At 64.1% G+C, this 16899-nt stretch carries 20 protein-coding genes and 1 tRNA gene; 8 read left to right on the forward strand and 13 right to left on the reverse strand.

Annotated elements, in window-relative coordinates; genetic code table 11:
• Positions 1–625: 625 nt before the first annotated feature.
• Together VHK65_17290 and VHK65_17295 are read right to left on the reverse strand one after the other, a co-directional pair.
• Positions 626–1126, reverse strand: a complete 501-nt coding sequence (locus VHK65_17290) for a nitroreductase family deazaflavin-dependent oxidoreductase (GenBank protein HVS07904.1) — start codon at positions 1124–1126, stop codon at positions 626–628.
• A 75-nt stretch (positions 1127–1201) separates the two neighbouring features.
• On the reverse strand, positions 1202–1819 hold the full coding sequence (locus VHK65_17295; GenBank protein ID HVS07905.1) for a TetR/AcrR family transcriptional regulator: 618 nt from the start codon (positions 1817–1819) through the stop codon (positions 1202–1204).
• 105 nt (positions 1820–1924) lie between these two features.
• Here VHK65_17295 and VHK65_17300 point away from each other — a divergent pair, with 105 nt between their 5' ends.
• On the forward strand, positions 1925–2326 hold the full coding sequence (locus VHK65_17300) for a VOC family protein (protein HVS07906.1): 402 nt from the start codon (positions 1925–1927) through the stop codon (positions 2324–2326).
• Position 2327: 1 nt separating this feature from the next.
• Here the strand turns inward: VHK65_17300 and VHK65_17305 are convergent, their stop codons facing one another.
• Both VHK65_17305 and VHK65_17310 read right to left on the reverse strand, forming a co-directional pair.
• Complete coding sequence (locus VHK65_17305) at positions 2328–2786, reverse strand: pyridoxamine 5'-phosphate oxidase family protein (GenBank protein ID HVS07907.1); 459 nt, start codon at positions 2784–2786, stop codon at positions 2328–2330.
• Positions 2786–3619 carry a hypothetical protein gene (locus tag VHK65_17310; GenBank protein ID HVS07908.1) on the reverse strand — a complete coding sequence of 278 codons (834 nt, stop codon included), beginning with the start codon at positions 3617–3619 and terminating at the stop codon, positions 2786–2788. The genes VHK65_17305 and VHK65_17310 overlap by 1 nt, the downstream gene beginning before the upstream one ends.
• A 39-nt stretch (positions 3620–3658) precedes the next feature.
• Between VHK65_17310 and VHK65_17315 the strand changes: the two genes are divergently transcribed.
• Entirely contained in the window at positions 3659–4291 is a 633-nt protein-coding gene (locus VHK65_17315) for a hypothetical protein (GenBank protein ID HVS07909.1), read from the forward strand.
• Here the strand turns inward: VHK65_17315 and VHK65_17320 are convergent.
• Positions 4288–4719, reverse strand: coding sequence for an SRPBCC family protein (locus VHK65_17320; GenBank protein ID HVS07910.1), 432 nt, complete (start codon positions 4717–4719; stop codon positions 4288–4290). The two genes, VHK65_17315 and VHK65_17320, sit on opposite strands and share 4 nt — an antisense overlap.
• A 13-nt stretch (positions 4720–4732) precedes the next feature.
• Positions 4733–6097, reverse strand: coding sequence for a cytosine permease (locus VHK65_17325; protein ID HVS07911.1), 1365 nt, complete (start codon positions 6095–6097; stop codon positions 4733–4735).
• A 103-nt stretch (positions 6098–6200) separates the two neighbouring features.
• Here VHK65_17325 and VHK65_17330 point away from each other — a divergent pair, with 103 nt between their 5' ends.
• From VHK65_17330 to VHK65_17340, 3 genes are read left to right on the forward strand one after another with little or no spacing between them, the layout of a single operon-like run.
• Entirely contained in the window at positions 6201–6560 is a 360-nt protein-coding gene (locus VHK65_17330) for a YciI family protein (GenBank protein ID HVS07912.1), read from the forward strand.
• Positions 6497–7768 carry a sigma-70 family RNA polymerase sigma factor gene (locus tag VHK65_17335; GenBank protein ID HVS07913.1) on the forward strand — a complete coding sequence of 424 codons (1272 nt, stop codon included), beginning with the start codon at positions 6497–6499 and terminating at the stop codon, positions 7766–7768. Before VHK65_17330 ends, VHK65_17335 begins: the two co-directional genes overlap by 64 nt.
• A gap of 58 nt (positions 7769–7826) precedes the next feature.
• Complete coding sequence (locus VHK65_17340) at positions 7827–8750, forward strand: DNA-3-methyladenine glycosylase 2 family protein (protein HVS07914.1); 924 nt, start codon at positions 7827–7829, stop codon at positions 8748–8750.
• An 8-nt stretch (positions 8751–8758) separates the two neighbouring features.
• On the opposite strand, the gene VHK65_17345 is transcribed toward VHK65_17340, so the two are convergent.
• Complete coding sequence (locus tag VHK65_17345) at positions 8759–9157, reverse strand: cupin domain-containing protein (GenBank protein ID HVS07915.1); 399 nt, start codon at positions 9155–9157, stop codon at positions 8759–8761.
• Positions 9158–9205: 48 nt separating this feature from the next.
• On the opposite strand from VHK65_17345, the gene VHK65_17350 reads away from it, so the two are divergent.
• A tRNA-Ser gene (locus VHK65_17350) sits at positions 9206–9298 on the forward strand.
• A 445-nt stretch (positions 9299–9743) separates the two neighbouring features.
• Here the strand turns inward: VHK65_17350 and VHK65_17355 are convergent.
• Positions 9744–10751, reverse strand: coding sequence for a hypothetical protein (locus VHK65_17355; protein ID HVS07916.1), 1008 nt, complete (start codon positions 10749–10751; stop codon positions 9744–9746).
• A 494-nt stretch (positions 10752–11245) separates the two neighbouring features.
• Here VHK65_17355 and VHK65_17360 point away from each other — a divergent pair, with 494 nt between their 5' ends.
• A complete protein-coding gene (locus VHK65_17360; protein ID HVS07917.1) occupies positions 11246–11701 on the forward strand; it encodes an ester cyclase in 456 nt (151 codons plus the stop codon).
• Positions 11702–11995: 294 nt separating this feature from the next.
• Here the strand turns inward: VHK65_17360 and VHK65_17365 are convergent, their stop codons facing one another.
• From VHK65_17365 to VHK65_17385, 5 genes are all read right to left on the reverse strand, one after another.
• Positions 11996–12511: a twin-arginine translocation signal domain-containing protein gene (locus VHK65_17365; protein HVS07918.1), complete on the reverse strand. Its 516-nt coding sequence runs from the start codon at positions 12509–12511 to the stop codon at positions 11996–11998.
• Between the two features lie 343 nt (positions 12512–12854).
• A complete protein-coding gene (locus VHK65_17370; GenBank protein ID HVS07919.1) occupies positions 12855–13328 on the reverse strand; it encodes a hypothetical protein in 474 nt (157 codons plus the stop codon).
• 11 nt (positions 13329–13339) lie between these two features.
• Positions 13340–14506, reverse strand: coding sequence for a hypothetical protein (locus VHK65_17375; GenBank protein HVS07920.1), 1167 nt, complete (start codon positions 14504–14506; stop codon positions 13340–13342).
• Positions 14499–14975, reverse strand: coding sequence for a sigma factor-like helix-turn-helix DNA-binding protein (locus tag VHK65_17380; protein HVS07921.1), 477 nt, complete (start codon positions 14973–14975; stop codon positions 14499–14501). Before VHK65_17380 ends, VHK65_17375 begins: the two co-directional genes overlap by 8 nt.
• Before the next feature lie 428 nt (positions 14976–15403).
• On the reverse strand, positions 15404–15841 hold the full coding sequence (locus tag VHK65_17385; protein HVS07922.1) for a nuclear transport factor 2 family protein: 438 nt from the start codon (positions 15839–15841) through the stop codon (positions 15404–15406).
• A gap of 608 nt (positions 15842–16449) precedes the next feature.
• Between VHK65_17385 and VHK65_17390 the strand changes: the two genes are divergently transcribed.
• On the forward strand, positions 16450–16842 hold the full coding sequence (locus tag VHK65_17390; GenBank protein ID HVS07923.1) for a VOC family protein: 393 nt from the start codon (positions 16450–16452) through the stop codon (positions 16840–16842).
• Positions 16843–16899: the final 57 nt, after the last annotated feature.

Consider the following 16899-nt stretch of genomic DNA (forward strand, 5'->3'; position numbering starts at 1 on the left):
CAACGCCAACGCCGACGCCGACACCCACGCCGACACCGACACCCACGCCGACACCGACACCGACACCGACACCAACGCCAGCGCCAACGCCGACACCAACGCCAATGCCGACACCGACGCCAACGCCGACACCGACACTCGCTCCGACGCCGACGCCATCTATTGCACCCGCGATCGCGCCGGCGCCGTCCCCTGGGACCACATTCACGCCAGCCGTTGTGGGAGTACCGAACGGTGGCGGAGGCCCTCCCCAGCCGGAAGGTTTCCCCACGATCCTGGGCCTGGTTGCCGGCGGCCTCACGACGCCCGATTGGTTCGGCGTCGTTCCGTTTCTGGGGGTGCTGGTCTCTGTCTTCGCGCCTTAGGCACTTCTCATCCGCCTAACGATGCGGCGATCCCCGCCGGTCTACAAGCCTCCGCGACGGGTGGTGCACAAGGTGGGGACGATGTAGGGGACGGAGAACGACTCCGCCTACATCATCGTTGGGTTGGCCGACTTCGTACGTGCTGTCGGTGTCGATCGACGGCCTCGACGAGGCTGCGGGGTGGTCAGTGATCGCCCGCATCTCGGCACGCGTCTGGCAATAGGAGTTCAGCCGCCCCGCGTTCGTGGCCCCCGCCGCCGTTACGCCGGTCGCCCCGTCTCCCCCTCTGAATCACCGCTAGCGCGGGGCTGTACCTCGAAGACCGGATGGCCTTGCGCCGCACCCTCCGGATCCGTGAAAATCTCACGTGCTCCGAGCATCGTGCCGAGCATCCAGCGGCCCAGGGGCATGCCACTCACATATGGCGTAAGGATGTCGCGGAAAAAGGCGCCCGCCTCGGCCTTCGGCAGTTCCCTGGCCGCGATCGGCTCCGGCCGGCGGTTGACGGTTAGCGTGGCGACGCCGGCGGCGCGCAGGTTCCGAGCCCAATTCACGTCCCCGAAGGTTGCGATCAGCCAGCGGCGGCCACCAATCGCGACGACGGCCACCGGGGTGGTTCGATCCAGGCCGCTGCTGCGGCCGCGAACGGTGAGGAGGGCATTTGGACCGAGTGGAACGCCCCCGCGGAGCATTCGGCGAGCGATGGGATTGAAGATGGGAACGAAGAAGGGTACGCGGGTTTTACGTTGCGGTTGATCCATGTGCTGGGCTGGCATCATAGTGGCGCCTCCAAGTATCCAAGCAGGTGATTGACGTTAGTCTATCATTTCAATCAATCAGTTGCTTGATTTATTCCGCCGCGCCTTCTGTGGCACGAGTCCCAGCCACCGTTCCAGCTGGCGGAAGGCCCGATCGGTGCGGTCGGCAGTGCTCGGAAGGGTCATGCTCGTCAGGGTCGCCATGATCAGGGCCGCCACGTCGTCGGTGTCGAGCTCGCGCGCCAGGTGCCCGTCCCGGGCCGCCCGCTGCAGCAGGCCCCTCAACGTCCGATGCCAGGCCTGGAATGCCTCGCCCATGATCCGCGCCAATGATGGGTCCCGTGCCGACCGCAGCGCCAGCTCACCCATAACCGCGCCCACCTCGGGTTCATCACGCAGCAGCTTGCGCACCGCCCGCAGGTGGTTGCGAAGCTGATCTCCCGGAGAGCCATGTGGAGCCAGCGTCGAGCGAAAGCGATCCATGGAGTGCGCCACCACGCCCCGGATCAGCGCTTCCTTGGTGGGGAAGTAATAGTGCAGCGTTGCGATGTTCAGGCCGACACCCGCCGCGACCTCGCGCGTTCGCAGTCCTTCGAAACCGCGTTCGGCGATCTGGTTGAAGGCCGCCAGGACGAGCGCCTGCTGGCGGTCCTCCTTGTGTGAGCGGACGGGATGCGTCGTAGCGACCGGGCTCATTCGGTATCAATTAAACACTTGATTGAAGTTCGACGGTTATCGGTGCGCTGTGCCACGGCAGCGGTGCACCGTCGGTGCTATGCTCGCGACAAGAGGAGGTGGGCAATGTTCAAACCACTACGTGCGGCGGCGGCGCTTCCGGCGCAGGATATGGCACGGGCGAAGGCTTTCTATCGCGACAAACTTGGGTTGACGCCGACCCAGGATGATCCGGGCGGGATGATGTTTGCGTTAGCGGCGGGCACCGGTTTTGGGGTATTCCCCAGCAGTGGCAAGCCGTCCGGGACGCATACCCAAATGGGGATCGAGGTCGAGGATGTCGAGGGGGCCGTCAAGGACCTCCAGGCCAAGGGCGTCAAATTCGAAGAGTACGACATGCCCGGGCTCAAGACCGTCAATGGCGTCGCCACCCTTGGTGGGTCGAAGGTCGCGTGGTTCAAGGACTCGGAAGGCAACCTGATCGTCATCAGCCTTCCCGTGCCGGTCGGCGCGCAGGCGCGCTCCTGAGCTAAAGCCGCTCGAGTCGCTTAGATCCCTTTCCCGGTCGCCAGGATTCGACCACCAACCGGTCGCCCGCCTCGTTCAGGTGGGTGAGAACGGCCTCGGTGATGTCAATCCTGAATCGACGGCCGCCCACGACGGAAGAGTTCTGGAATTCGACCTCGAGCGCTTGTCCGGCGAGCTTCGCCTCGCCGGGCCACCCCTGTGGGTTGCGTTCGGGCGGATCATCCGTCGGACTGTGGAGCGCGATCCGCGGATCGCGCTCCAGGTCGCGAAGCTTGACCGAGTCCGGCATCATCCCGAGGAAGAGCTCGCCATTTGCGAACTCCACCTCGATGCCGCTGATGCGGGGCGAGCCATCCTTTCGCAGCGTCGCCAGCGTCTTGTGCTTCCGGAGCGCGAACCGTTCCTGGACCCGGCTCGCGAGAGCCGGCTCGGCGGAGGCAAACTCAGCCCAGCTCGCCATCAACCGGTCCCGAACCACTGGCTTCGCATGGGGAAGAGGTAGCGGTCGGTCAGGAAATTCAGAACACGGCGAGCGGCGGCAAAATTCTGGCTAACCTCGGCGAGGACGCCGGCCATGGCCGCGCGGTGATCCGCTCCCTGCTGTGCTATCCGATAGGCACGCCGCCCGAGCTGCTCAAGCAGCCAGATGCCGTCGTGGCGATTGGACCGCTCGCTCTCGACGGTTCCCAGGGCGCGCTCCAACTGGCGGCGCTCGCGCTCGGCGACCAGCCTCTCGCCCGCGTAATCGGGAAAGATGCCGGTCAAGAACAACGAGAGATCGCCCAGCCGGCGATAGACGGCGGGACGCTCTGACTCCGGGACGATCTCCGCCAGCTCGACCAGCCGGATCGGATCGAGCTCGGTGAAGCGCCGCCGCCGCCAGCCGCGGCTGGTTTTCACCAGGGTGCTGCCACTCGCGACCCTGGTGTACGAGGACAGCAGCTGGGCGAGGAAGAAGCGCCGCAAGGGATCGGCCCCAAAGTCTCGGAGGCTGCCCGTGTCGAACACGGGGACGCGCTGGCCTGGCCCAACCCATTCCTCGACGAAGGACGCCTGACCGAGGTCGCGGACGACGCGATGGATCAGCACGGCGAAGAGGAGGAAAGGTGAGCCGCGGAGCAGTGGATCTCGACCGGGCACCGCAAACAGCATGCGATAGGTCGCGGGATTGTCGATCAGCGCCTCGAGCCGCTCGGGATCGCGCCGCACGTCACGTTGCGAGTCCCCCGCCGCGTCGAGGAGTGCGAGATCCGTATCGGACAAATGCTCGAGGTAGAGCGAGCCCAGCATCACCTATATGATGCGACCCCGGGCCGTAGACTTAGCCCCGCAATGCGCCGTCCCGATGACGAGTGTCCATATCCGAAACCGTTTTCAGAGTACTTCGATGACTGCCCCGCCTACCAGGCCCGCCAGTTCATTCCGCTCGACACCCTCTATCAGCCGCTCGAACCGGTGCTGACATGCCGTCACCTCGAGACTCGGTCGATGACGCAGCGTCACCGGTGGTACGGGGCCTGCACACTGGGCAACTCCGACGCCCGCAGCCGTTGGGCGCGCCAGGTTGGCGTCGTCCGTCTCGAGCGGATTCGTGCGGTCCAGCGCGAGCTCGGCGCCGCGATCGCACCATACACCACTCGTCTCTGGGAGCTGAAGGGTCAGCAACTGCGGGCCATACGCGACGGCAGCGATGCAGGCCCGGCCACGATCGAGCTACGGCGGCTTGCCGGCATGATGACCGCGGAGCTCGACCAGTTCCTCCATAAGCGGAGCGCGGCGTTCGCGGAAATCGACATGCCGATCGATGCCGCTCTCAAATTGATCCAGGTCGCGGTCGACCGCTTCATCGGCACGCAGCACGCGTCCGAGATCAGCTTCGAGGTCCCCGACGACATCTTGCAGCGGTTTCCAGAGTCGGTGCGAACATTCTTCCGGCCCGAGGTGCGGCCGCCGGCGAATCGCTAGCCTCGGCCTTCGGTCGCCTCCGCCTTGCGGGCCAGGCCCTGCAGCAGGGCCGGGAACGTATCCGCAATCTGTTTGCCCATCATCCCGCCGACCAGTCCGCCGAGCGGCCCCCCAACCTGGATAGTCTGGCTGAGCGTTGTCTTGCCCGCGGAGCCAGGCGAAACCTTACAGACAAACGCGAACCGGGTCAGCGGAATCACGGTTGTCTCCAACCGGAAGGACTGCCCGGGTACGACCTCGGTCAACTGGATGGCGCGCGTTCCCTGTTTGGTCTTCATCGTCCCGGTGGTGCCCGCCGCAAACAGCCCATTGAGCGTGATCGACTGCACGTCCGGATTCCACTCGGGCCACGTGCTGGTATCGGACCAGAGCTTCCACGCCGTCTGAGGGCTCGCCTTCGTCTCCACCGACCGCTCGTTGTTTGCCATCCGCTGCCTCCAGTTATTGCTTGGCGCTGCGCGTCGCCCCGCGATTCAGCAGAACGTATACCACGCCGGCGACGACGAAGCCGATGAAGTAACCAAAATCCGCGTCGCCGAACCAGGTGGCAAACGGTCCATGGGCTTTCAGGCCGAAAACCTGGAACTGCTCTGAGATGAAGAGCAGCGAGACACCCAGGCCGATGAACCACGCGATCACCCCGTTCCAGTTCACCGGAACGGCCTCGCTGAACCCCATCGGCTCACGGTGGCGGAAGACATAGAAGTCGAGGAGCACGACGGCGAGCCAGGGCATGATCCAGTAGTCCAAGACAATCAGGAAGTTCTGGTAGTTCTGAGTGAAATTCTGGTAGCCGATCAGCGCCAGGACGAACCCGAGGACGCCACCGACGATCGCGAGCTGCCAGCGCGGCAGCCGGATATCGAGCACTTTGGCGGACATCGTGTTCGAGTAGAGGTTGAGCACATTGGCAGTCGTCGCGCCGAGGATGACGGCCGCCACCGCGAAGGCACCGAAGCCGCCCATGACTGTCTTCAGAGCCGCAATCGGTGTTGCGCCCGCGGGGGCAACAATCGCGACGAGCAGCCCCACAACCTCGGTGAGAAAGGAGGCGACAACGGCGCCGATGAAGACGTAGATCGCGATGTACGAGCGCGAGGTGATCTCCGGTAAGTAGCGCGAATAGTCGGAGGCGTAGGGCGACCAGCTCATGATGTAGGAGAAGGAGACGGCGAGCACGATAGCGAACGAGGTCAGCGTGCCGCCAAACGGCTTCGGGTGCCAGGCGCCGATCGCGGAGCCGTGGGTGAGGGCAATTACGGTCGCGATGGCAAACAGCAAACCGAGGATCAGGACCATGTAGCGCTCGAATTCCTGGATCACGTTGTGGCCGTAGATCACGAGCAGGGTCTGCACCACGACCAGGATCGCGGCCGCCAGCCAAAACGGGAGTCCGGGCAGTACCAACTGGATGGCGAACGATCCGAGGATGGTATTGACGGTGAACCAGCCTGCGGTGCTCAACCAATTGAGGGCGGCGGGGATGTAGCCACCGATGTGGCCGAAGGCGCGGCGGCCGATGAACATTTGCGGGTAGCCGGCGGCCGGTCCCATCGCGGCGGACCAGGCGAGGACGAGCCCGCCCAGGATGTTGCCCAGCGCAAGGGCCAGGAGCGCCGGGCCCACCGACAGCCCCAGGGAAAAGGGGACGAAGCCAATCGCATAGTCGGCGATCGTGAGGTTGGCCGCCAGCCAGAGCCAGAGCAACTGGCGGCTATGGCCGTGCCGCTCCGCAAACGGGATGTGTTCGATGGAATAGGGTTCGGGGATCGTGACACGATCCCCGTATCGAGCGGACTCAGCCAACGCCTAACAGCGTAACAAGCCCGGCTGTCGATTTCGAGGCCCGGCCGTTCGTCGTACTGTACAAAGCGGCGAGGCCGCGGACCATCAAGGAGGTACGCAGACGATGAAATACGTATTGCTGTTCGGCGACACCAAGGAGCGGGCCAAGCAGTGGGACTCAATGCCCGAAGCCCAGAAGGTGGCGGCCTACGGCCCCATCAACCAGTGGTTCGGCAAATACGGGAGCAAGATCACCGGCGGCCACGAGCTTCAGCCAGAGCGGACGGCAACCACCGTCAAGTTCAACAATGGCAAGGCCGTCGTCACGGACGGCCCCTTCATCGAGGGCAAGGAAGTGATCGGCGGCTATGCCGAGGTCGATGTGGCCGACCTGGATGAGGCGATCAGGATGGCGAAAGAATGGCCGACCGGAGGGCTCGTCGAAGTCCGTCCGGTGGTCGATCGGGGCGAGCCGCAGCGATAACCGGGAGGCAATCCGCGACCGACGCCGCGCTGACGGCCATCTTCCGCGAGGAGACCGGCCGGTTGACCGCGGCGTTGGTCCGGGCTCTCGGCGATTTCGACCTCGCCGAGGAGCTCGTCCAGGAGGCGCTGCTCGAGGCGGTCGAGCACTGGCCGAAGGACGGCATTCCGGACAAGCCCGGGGCCTGGTTGCTGACCACCGCGAGACGGAAGGCTGTCGACCTGTTCCGGCGCCAGGCGCGGTTCCGGGAGAAGCTCGCACTGCTCGAGGGAGCGTCAATGAGAGATGACACAGCGGAAGGAGACGACAGGCTTCGACTGATCTTTACGTGTTGTCACCCGGCACTGTCCCGCGAAGCCCAGGTGGCGCTGACGCTGCGGGCGGTGGCCGGCCTGACCACGACCGAGATCGCCCGCGCCTTCATCACCAGCGAGGCGACCATCGCGCAGCGCATCGTTCGGGCGAAGCGGAAGATCGTGGACGCGAAGATTCCGTACCGCGTTCCCGCCGAGCGGGACATGGGCGAACGCCTCGCGGAGGTCCTCGCGGTCCTCTACCTGATGTTCAATGAGGGCTACCTCGCGACGGCCGGCGAGCGGGCATCGCGCCGCGACCTTGCCGAGGATGCCGTCTGGCTGGCCGGGCTGATGGTCCGCCTGATGCCGGAAGAGCCGGAAGCGATGGGCTTGCTGGCGTTGATGCGTCTGCACCTCGCGCGCGCCGACAGCCGTTTCGACCAGCAGGGCAACCTGGTCTTGCTCCAGGACCAGGACCGGAGCCAGTGGGATCAGGAACGCATCGCCGCGGCGATGGTGGTGCTCCAGCGTGCCGCCGCGCTGCAGCGTGCTGGCCCCTACCAGCTCCAGGCGGCGATCGCTGCCTGCCATGCCGAGGCGCGCTCCTGGCAGGAAACGGACTGGCGGCAAATCGTGGCGCTCTACGATGTGCTGCTCGAGCTGATGCCGTCTCCGATTGTCCAGCTCAACCGCGCCATTGCCCATCGATACCTCAACGGGGCGGAGGCCGCCATGCCGGAGGTTGATGCCCTGGAGGGGACGCTCGACGACTATTACCTGTTCCACGCGACCCGCGCGGAACTGCTCCGCGATCTCGGCCGTGATGCCGAGGGTCGAGCAGCGCTGGCGCGCGCGCTCGAGCTGACGGCGAATCCCGCCGAGCGCGCCCTGCTGCAGCGTCGCCTGGGTTGATTCGACGAGGGGTTTACGGCTGCCGGGCCCGACACCGGTCTACGATGGGAAAGCCGCCATGGCCAGACTCATCGGTCAGGTCGCCCATTTCGAACTGGTTCCCCAGGGCCCATTCGACCTCGAAACGGAGGCTGGTCGCTTTGGTGGCTGGCCCCGGCTTGGCGACGCGGTCGTGATGGCCTTTCCAGTGGAAGGCTGGCGGAGCTCTGCGGCCGTGGTGATGCGTCAGCGCGGGGACTCCGTCACGGGTGACGTACACGGCGCCGATGAGGCCGACGCTGAGCGCGCCTGGCGGCAGGCGCTGGCAACGGTCTCGCTCGACGTCGACGGCCAAGGCTTCGTCGACACCGGACGCCGCGATCCTGTCATCCGCCGGCTGCAGGCCGAATACAAGAATCTTCGGCCGGTGCTGTTTCACTCACCCTACGAGGCCGCCTGCGCCTTCCTCATCGGACACCGGATCTCGATCCTTCAGACGCGCCGCATTCGGCAGCGGATGTCGGAGCAAGCGGGCGCGACGATCGAGGTCGACGGCACCGCGTTCACGGCGTTTCCCGACCCCCGCGCGCTGCTTCGGCTCGAGAGCTTTCCCAGCGTGGCGCCCATGAAGATCGAACGCCTGCACCACGTCGCACGCGCTGCGCTCGAGGGCACATTGGATCGCGCGCGGCTGCGGTCGCTAGCCGAGGCCGAGGCCTTGACGCAGCTGCGTACCCTGCCCGGCATCGGCGAATTCTTTGCGCAAGGCATTTTGATGCGCGGCGCCGGGCTCGTGGACGCCGTCACCGACGATGACATCACGCCGCGGGCGATCCAGCTGCTGTATGGGCTTCGCGAGCGTCCTGACCGAGCCACGGTTCTTAAACGCGCGGAGACCTGGCGGCCTTACCGGATGTGGGCAGTGGTCCTATTGAACGTCTGGCTTCGCAGCCAGCCGCCGGAGGTCATGGGCCGCCGCCAGGTACGCAGCCGGCCGAAGTAATCCCTCCTCTAGTGGTCTGGGTCGTAGTCCTCGACGAGCTCGCGCTGCGCGCTGCGCGCGACGATGAAGACCAACTCGACGTCGCCGTCATTGATGACCGTGTGCGGCGCATTCGGTGGGACGAAAATGAAGTCGCCGGGCTCGATGGGAGTGGCTCGATCGAGTTGAGGTCCGCTGAGGAATCGGCCCTGCCCGGTTAACACATAGAGCGAGGATTCGCAGTTGGTGTGATAGTGAGTCGTGCTCCGCATCCCCGCTGGGAGACGGCTGAGCCCCATGAAGATGCCTTCGGAACCGACCGTATCGGCGGATATCGCCCCCTGTCGCGTCATCGCCCCCGACGACTCCCCCTTGGTGACCTGATCGCGTTTGACCACCGCGATCTCTCGAACTTCCCCCTCGTTCACGGCGCGATTCTACGCCGGCGCCGACGGCGGATAGAATCGACTCGCTGCGGAGCGGTCGCCTAGTCTGGTCGAGGGCGCGGCACTGGAAATGCCGTAACGGGCGTACCCCGTTCGCGAGTTCGAATCTCGCCCGCTCCGCCACCACACCTGGTAGCCACTTGAGGCCATGGCCCCACCTCTTGCGCTCATGTGGGCAACGTTGCCAGCGAACAGACTGCTTGGAGGTCGCGGCACTTCCTGAAGATCGAAGGAGTCGGCTCGGTAATGCCGCGACCCAGTTGATGCGCGGTTCGTTCCATATCGCGGTTCTCTGGTCTGTCGACCACCACGGTTAGCCAGCTGACGGGGCCACGCCCAACGACCGTGCCGCCCGTGCGACACGAGCCACCTTCATCAGAGCGCACGCGCGCCTCGGCGCTCTCGTAGCTCCGAGCGAACACGCTCCGTCGCCCCTTGTGCCCGTAGCGCCTCGCGCCGCGCATCGGCTCCGTCCAACACCGGCTACTACTTATGCGATCTCTGCCGAAGGGGGCGCCAAACTTGGATTCTTAGCTCATTTCCGCGGGACTTCGTTCTCTCTGGCCCCTCAGTGCGCGAGGTATTTCATCGGCACGTTTCCCGCGCCCCGTGTGTCGGGCCAGAGGCGACGATTATTCTGCCCGTCAGTTCCGATCATCCAGGTTCCATTGTCATCGGCATTCGGGCCGCCGCGGTCGTAGATGAGCCACTTTCCGTCCGGTGACCAAGCGGGGTTATCGGCCGCGAGGCATGCGCCGCGAGGGAAAGATTGGATTCGCGCTAGTGTCGTTGCCGGTGTACAACCCGTGATAGTCTTGCGCGCCCCGCCGGCAGCCGGGATTAGTGCAACGTTGCGGTGTCCCCAGGTTAGCGGGGATTGAGTAAAACCACCCAAGCCCAGGTCGGATTCCTTGCCGCTGAAGAACGCTACCGTACTCTCATCCGGCGAGATGCTCGACGCGTTGCCGTCCGGGTAGTCTGGATCGCCGGTAAACGTGAGCTGCTGTAGCCCCGTCCCATCGGTGTTAATCCGCCAGATTTCCCGGTGACCGTCGATTTCCTTTGTACATGTCAGCCATTGGCCTGACAGCGCGAGCGAGGGTGCGGTGCAATGTTGAAACAACAGCTTGAGGCCCGAGCCGTCCTGTTGCATGACATAGGTGCCGTTTTGCGGACCGGGGTTGTCTGCGGTCTGGGTCGGCGCGCCCTGCTGGTCAGAGAACACGATCAGGCCATTTTTCGCCAACTGCGGCTTAGCGATTGGGTTGTTCATGGCCAGGTACAGGTTTCCGACTTGCTGCGGATTGCTGCCATCGGCATCCATGATCCAGATTTGGGGCGAACTGCCTCGATTGGAGACAAAGATGATCCTGCCGTCGGGCGTCCACGAAGGCATGGACCCGGACCCAGGCAGCACCACCTTGCCGGTGCCATCGTCTCGGACGGTGAATAGCTTCGCGTCCGTGCCGCCCATCACGAGAAGGCCGTGCTGCGATGTGGTGGGCGGGGGTAGTGGCGGGTTAGAGCCGGAACAGGCAGCGAGCACGAGTGCTAGAACGATGATGATGATCTTCATGTCAATGACCGAGAGCCACTGATGAGGAGCCGGGTGCTGGCCAAAGGCACTTGAGCGACCGCATTAGCCTCGAACTTCGACCGGCACGTGCTGCTGATCGGCCTCAACCCTGGCCGCGGCCTATGAGCGGCTCAGTCGTGACGACATTTGATTCATCATCGCAGGCGTTCGAACCTTTGAGCTGTGGGACGGCAAAAGGCACGCCGGTCACGCGGCCCATCCAGAACTGCGGTGGAGACCGCCTAAGATCGGGCGGCAAAGGAGTTCGCTGGACGACGGACGTTCCCTGACTTCCGGTGCCACCTTACGGGAGTGAATGCAGAGCGGTCCACGCGGGGTGAACACCGTCGTGACTGGGTATAGCTGCGGCAAGGCACGTCGGGGCGCTTTGACGTCCCTCCCTTCCTCAGGGTTGAGCTTGAGCTTGGTCCTTCAAGGTCGATAGCTCAAGCGGTCACGACTTGCGACAGGAAGTCGGACAAGGAGGACGTCAGATGTCAGCAGAACAGAATAAGATCAACTCGCGCCGTTTCTTAGAGGACGCAGCCAACAGGGGGAGCGTCGACCTGCTTGACGAGCTTGCCGACCCGAACTGCGTGGTCCACCAGGCGGACGGGGTGGGTGGGAATGATATAAGGGGTCGCGAGGCATTCAAGCAGTTCCTCAAGATGTACTACGCCGCCTTCCCCGATCTCCATTTCACCGTTGAAGATCAGGTCGCCGAGGGCGACAAGGTGGTAACTCGTTGGTCAAGTGAGGGCACCCATAAGGGCGAGCTGATGGGAATTGCGCCGACCGGAAAACATGTGGCGAGTGTGACTGGGATCACCATTGACCGCTACTCAGGCGGAAAGTTTGTGGAGGGTTGGGGGAACTGGGATACGCTCGGCTTGATGCAAAAGCTGGGTGTTATCCCCGCGCTCGCACAACCTGCCGCGACAGGCCGCTAAGCGCTCACTCGCATTCGCGTTAAAGGAGGCGGTCGAGAGACCGCCTCCCTTTGTTAAGAGAGTCAAGGTTGTGGGAGGAAGACGCCCTGCCGCCATTCGCCGAGAGGGCGCCGGGACGGACCCTTCCGGCGCCGCTTTGTCAGACGCCGCTAGCGCACCCTATTTATCGAGTCTCCCAGGGCGGACGAACTTTTGCCGCCCGACAACCTGTCGCGCACCTATCACAAGCTTGGCGTTCGGTCGCGAAGCCAGCTGGCGGCCAGGCTGCTGGCCGGCTTGCGACTAGCCCGCCGCTTAAATCGGTTCGGGAGTGATTCGTGTCCCGGTGAAGGTGGTCGTCCCAACCTGGAAGAAGCTCGCGTCAGGCGGTGCAAACTCGATAACGGCCGGCCCGGAGATCTGTCCGCTGTCTTGACTGAGCTCCGCCTTCGCCCGGATCTTCAGCGTACCCGACGGACTTCCCGGGGGCGTAAAGGTGAAGAGCAGAAACGTAATGGCGAATTTGTGCGGTCCGGTTTGTTCCCAGGCGCCGTAGACCGACGTGCTCAGATTGGCTGGCTCCATCTCATTGCTCGCCACCCCGGCGACGCCGCCGCCAGGCGTGTAGAGGTTGAGGACCTTGTACGGGACCGAGGCCAGTCCATCGGGAACCACTTTGATCAGCCACGCCCCAACGATCCCGCGTTCTTCCTGGTCGCCCCCGTTGCCCCCATCCGCGAACGCTGCCGCTGGGACGGCCAGGGCACCGAGGGCGCCAGCGGCTCCAGCGCCTTTCAGGATCTGTCGCCGCGTAATGTGTACGTCTTTCATGGCCATTTCCTCCTTGAAAGTTGAAAGAGAAACCCCTGCCGAAGATCCCCAGTCCCACACTGAGGGAAGTTCACGCTACGCGCAATTCGGTGCTTGGTCAACACAAATTTACAGCCTCATAGAAGTGCGGTTAGCGCGGTGACCGATAAAGTGATACCTTGACCCGATCCGGGTGGCACGCGCGCAACACAGACGGCTCCGGGTCCAAAAGAGGGTGAAGGGCGGCAAAACTCTGCTAGCGGCCACCGCCTGGCGAGGACGCTCGGACCAGGACTCCACCGCATAGCTCTCAACTTTGGCGGTCGTGCCTGAACGGCCTCGAAGCAATCGAGCGAGCGTGTGCCTACGGCGCAAAGCGGTAGTTGTACGAATACGTACCAGCCGTGAAGGTGCCCTCGCCGTGCAGGCCAGCGAGCCCGCCGCTCCCGCTGGTGAACGTCAGATGCCCAGCGAGCACGCCGGCGACTGACACCGTCAACGAGAACGCGGCTATGTAAGACCCGGTTCGGCGGCCAATCGTACAGGAGCTGCAGACCTCGGTCCCGTGTGCGTCCACTGATCCATCTGCGTGCGTGGCGGCCGTGAATGTATCGGTGGCTACCCCGGTGAGGCCTCCGACCGAGGTCACGGAGAAGACGAGGAGGTCGACGCTGTCGCCCCCGGCCGTGCGGATGTGCGTCTGGCTTGTTTGCACAGATGTGAAGCTGCCGGACGCAACCGCTTGTCGGCTCGCCGCGGCGGGCGGAGCGCATCCCGCCAGAGCCACGACAACCACGATGGTGCTTGAAACAATGGTGCGGATGACTCTGCTGCTCATGTCCTACCTCTCTACAGGCAGGGCCCTGCAGGGTCGACGTACACGGTCGAGTTGGCGGAGCCGGGCAGTCCGGTGAGGGTGAGCTTGTGGAGGCCGGTATCTTGCTGCCAGTGCCAAAGCGTACGGCCGCTGGAGGCGCCGAACCAGATGCCCGTGGCATCGCCCATGGTTCCCCCGGGGTCGAACCCGGTCGCGTCGCCCTGTTTGCCCCGGTAGATCGTCACGCGCTGGCCGGGGGCGGTCTCGAAGAACACCCATTCCGGGCCGCCAGGGGACAGGCCCAGCCTGAACACTGTGCGGCCCTGGGAGTCCGTCCCGGAGCTGCCGCCTTCTTGCGGATCGCCCGGCAGGGGGGTGAAGCCGAAGAAGCTGGCATAGGCGGCAGGCGCATTTGCCCGGTCCGCGGTGCCGGTTCGTGGATCGACCATCCACCAGAGCGCAACTCCACCCTCGGGGGGGACAGTCTGGACCAGGATGCCGGAGGCGTCCCAACGGGAAACCATGATCGACCCCGCGTACGTCCAAAGCGTGCGATCAGTCGCGCTCGCGACATCGTAGCGGTGAAGCTCGGCCTTCTGGAAGTTCGAGGAGGTGCTGCCTTCGGGTAAAACCCGCAGCCAGAGATAGCTGCGGCCGTCGGGTGCCAGGCTGGAACCGCCGACAGGGATCCAGCGCCGGAGTGCGGCGCTGTACCACGCCGGGGCCGGCGGGCCGCCAGGGGGCTTCCCCACGCTGATGCCGCCTTCCCTGACGGGGAGACCGGCGACAGAAGCGGACCCGTCCTTCGTGTAATGGCCGCTCCGCGTGTCGACAAAGCCGACCTCGGACGTCAACTGCGCCCCGACGGTCACCATGACGGGGAGCCGACAATTCGGGAGATCGACGCTGGTGCGCGTAGTTGTTGGGATGGGCGTAGGTCTGGCCGGTCCAACCGTCCGCGCGTAGTGGAAGATGAGGGCGAGGCCGATCGCCAAGGCCACGATGACCGCCGCGGCCAGGACTTGGGTGGTCCAAGCGGTTAACAGCCGGGGCCGCTCAAAGTGATGCCATGCGCGCTCGGCACCGGTCTTAAGGCGTCCAGGCTGTTGGAGGCGCCGAACTCGGGTCTGGATGCGCTGCTGCAGGTCAGGCGCCGGCAGTCTTTCTAGTTCCGCGAACCGCTCCTTCAAGTCACGCATGGTCTGCCTCCAGGATGCGGCCCAGGCGTTTCCGTCCGCGGCTCAGGTTGACCCGGACGGCAAGTGCGTTTGACCGCAGGATGTACGCGATCTGACTGATTGGATAATCCGCGTAATAGAACAGAATGAGGGCAGCGCGCTGCTTTGCCGGCAGTGTGGCCAGCGAGGCGACCAGTTCTCCGCGGCTGGCCGGCATCTCGTACGACTCCGTTCCGACTAAGGCAATCGATCGCGTTCGCTCCTCGAGCATCCCAGCCGCGATCCGAAACGCGCTCCGCCAGACCCACCTGATCGGCGACTGAACGGCATCGCCCCGAACGAGTGCCTGAGCGAAGGCTTCCGCCACCGCATCGCTGGCCACCTCGGGATCCTGCGTATATGCCAGGACCGCCCGCCAGATTCGATCCCCATGGGTGCGGTAGAGGGCCTCGACGGCGCTCTTGCTCGCGTCGGTGGCTCGGGCTTGCACTACCTTATATGGGGCTCTTTAGGGGCAAAAGGTTACACCTCCGGGTCTTCAAGGACCCCTTCATCTTGAACGCTGAGAAACGCATGCTTATCGCCGATCGCTACGGCTAACGAGCTTGGGGTTGTGCACGCACCGGCCATAAGCCTGGCGATTCATTCCAGGCCAGCGAACTAGGCGACTCTCTAGTAGATCGCTGGTTCAAAAGCATTTAAGAAGGATAGGTGGCATTTGCGCCCCCGAGCCCGCAGGCACGCGATCATCCACATGATCGCGCGACTGGACGAAGTCTTTATTGCTTCTTTACGGCGGCGGAGACTCGGAGCGTTGGTTTATCGCAGGGGCAGCGGCTCGTGATGGTGACAAGGCTCGACCAATGGCGCGGCATCGCCGACCTCCTCGGCGAGCGCTACGACGTCGACGATCTACGTCTACCCCCCTGACGTGGGGAGCAAGCCCAATTGACTGAGCAGGTGAAGGCGGTCCCAACTATTCTCGATGTAGGTTAGGCGTCCGTCCTTGACCTGTCGGACATTTACCATCCGTAGAGTAATCGACCGATTGGTGGGCGCTATCACGCGTCCATCAGGGAGCCGGAGCGGACCTCCATGGGTGCCCGTGGCGGTCGCGGTGTAAGCGACCCAGTCGTCCTCGACGATGAGCCTGTTGATCTCGACCTGTACGCCGGGGAAGGCGGTATAGAGAACATCAAAGGCCACGCGCACCGCCTCGGAACCCTTGACTGTACCGTCCGGCCCCACCATCTCTACGTTCGGGTCAAAAAGCTCCGCCAGTCCGTCGAGATCGCCACTGTTGCCCAGTCCTAGAGCGTGGTCGACAAATCGCCTTACGTCGGTCGATGTCATCATCGCCGCATGCCTCCTCTCTCCAACAAACGTTGGCCAGCGACTGGCCCAATTATGCGCGGCGACCTGAACGCTGTCGAGATGTTCTGAGAACCCGCAATGCCCAACGCCTGTCCCCTCAACCCACATCCTGGAGGGCCGCTCGCCAATACCTCGCGCCCTGGGAGCGCCAGTCCCAGACACGGCGACTCGTCACTGAAGATGACGGAGCTGGTCAACCGCCAGTCGCATGCTGGCCAGGCGGCCGCGCGGCCCAATGAGGATGCCTACCTAGTGGCGATGGGGTAGGTTCTGCGAGGGCTCAGGTGATGAGGTTCCCAAAGCCTGTTAAGCGAAGTCAAGAATTCGTCCAGCCCTCCTCGATCAGCTGCCCTCATCCAGAGATCGCGCGACCGGACGAAGTCTTGATTGAGCCTTAACCGCGCGCCCAGGCAGGGTGACTCAGGTTGCTGCCGGCGCCCTTGGGTACGGTGCCAAGCGTGGTCCGAATCCTCGGTATCAACGGAGCACCGCAGGGCGCCCATCTCGCAGCCAGTATCATCGAGCCGTCAACCGGAGCGCCGTGAATACCGGGTCGCTGACGCAGGGTCGAGAAGACGGAGGAAGTAAACATGGCTGCTCGCCTGATCGAGGTGGAGCTGAGGGTACGCGACCTTGAGCGGTCTGTTCGCTTCTACCGGGACCTTCTTGGATTGCCGCTTGGACAGCCCGAGGTCCACGCAGACGGCGGCCTTCGCCATGCGCATGCCTCGCGGGGATCGTGGTCCAATGGGGCGGAGGATTTCCTGTTGTTCAACATCTATCCCGCCGAGACCGGGGAGGAATCTCGCACCAATGTCGGCTTTGCCGTCGAAGACTTGGACGGCCTGCATGCCACGCTCAAGCGCGCCGGTGTCGATGTGGTTCACCCGCCCGAGGCGAAGCCCTGGGGAAGAACTGCGGTCTACACAGATCCGGACGGAAATACGATCTCCGTGACGCAGCTGCCTAGCGAAGGCTCCTAATCCAGCCGCGGCAAGATTAATGACGAGACCTCGGCTAGCCTTAACAAATATGAAGAC

The organism is Candidatus Dormiibacterota bacterium, from assembly GCA_035544955.1.
Lineage (GTDB): Bacteria > Chloroflexota > Dormibacteria > CF-121 > CF-121 > CF-13.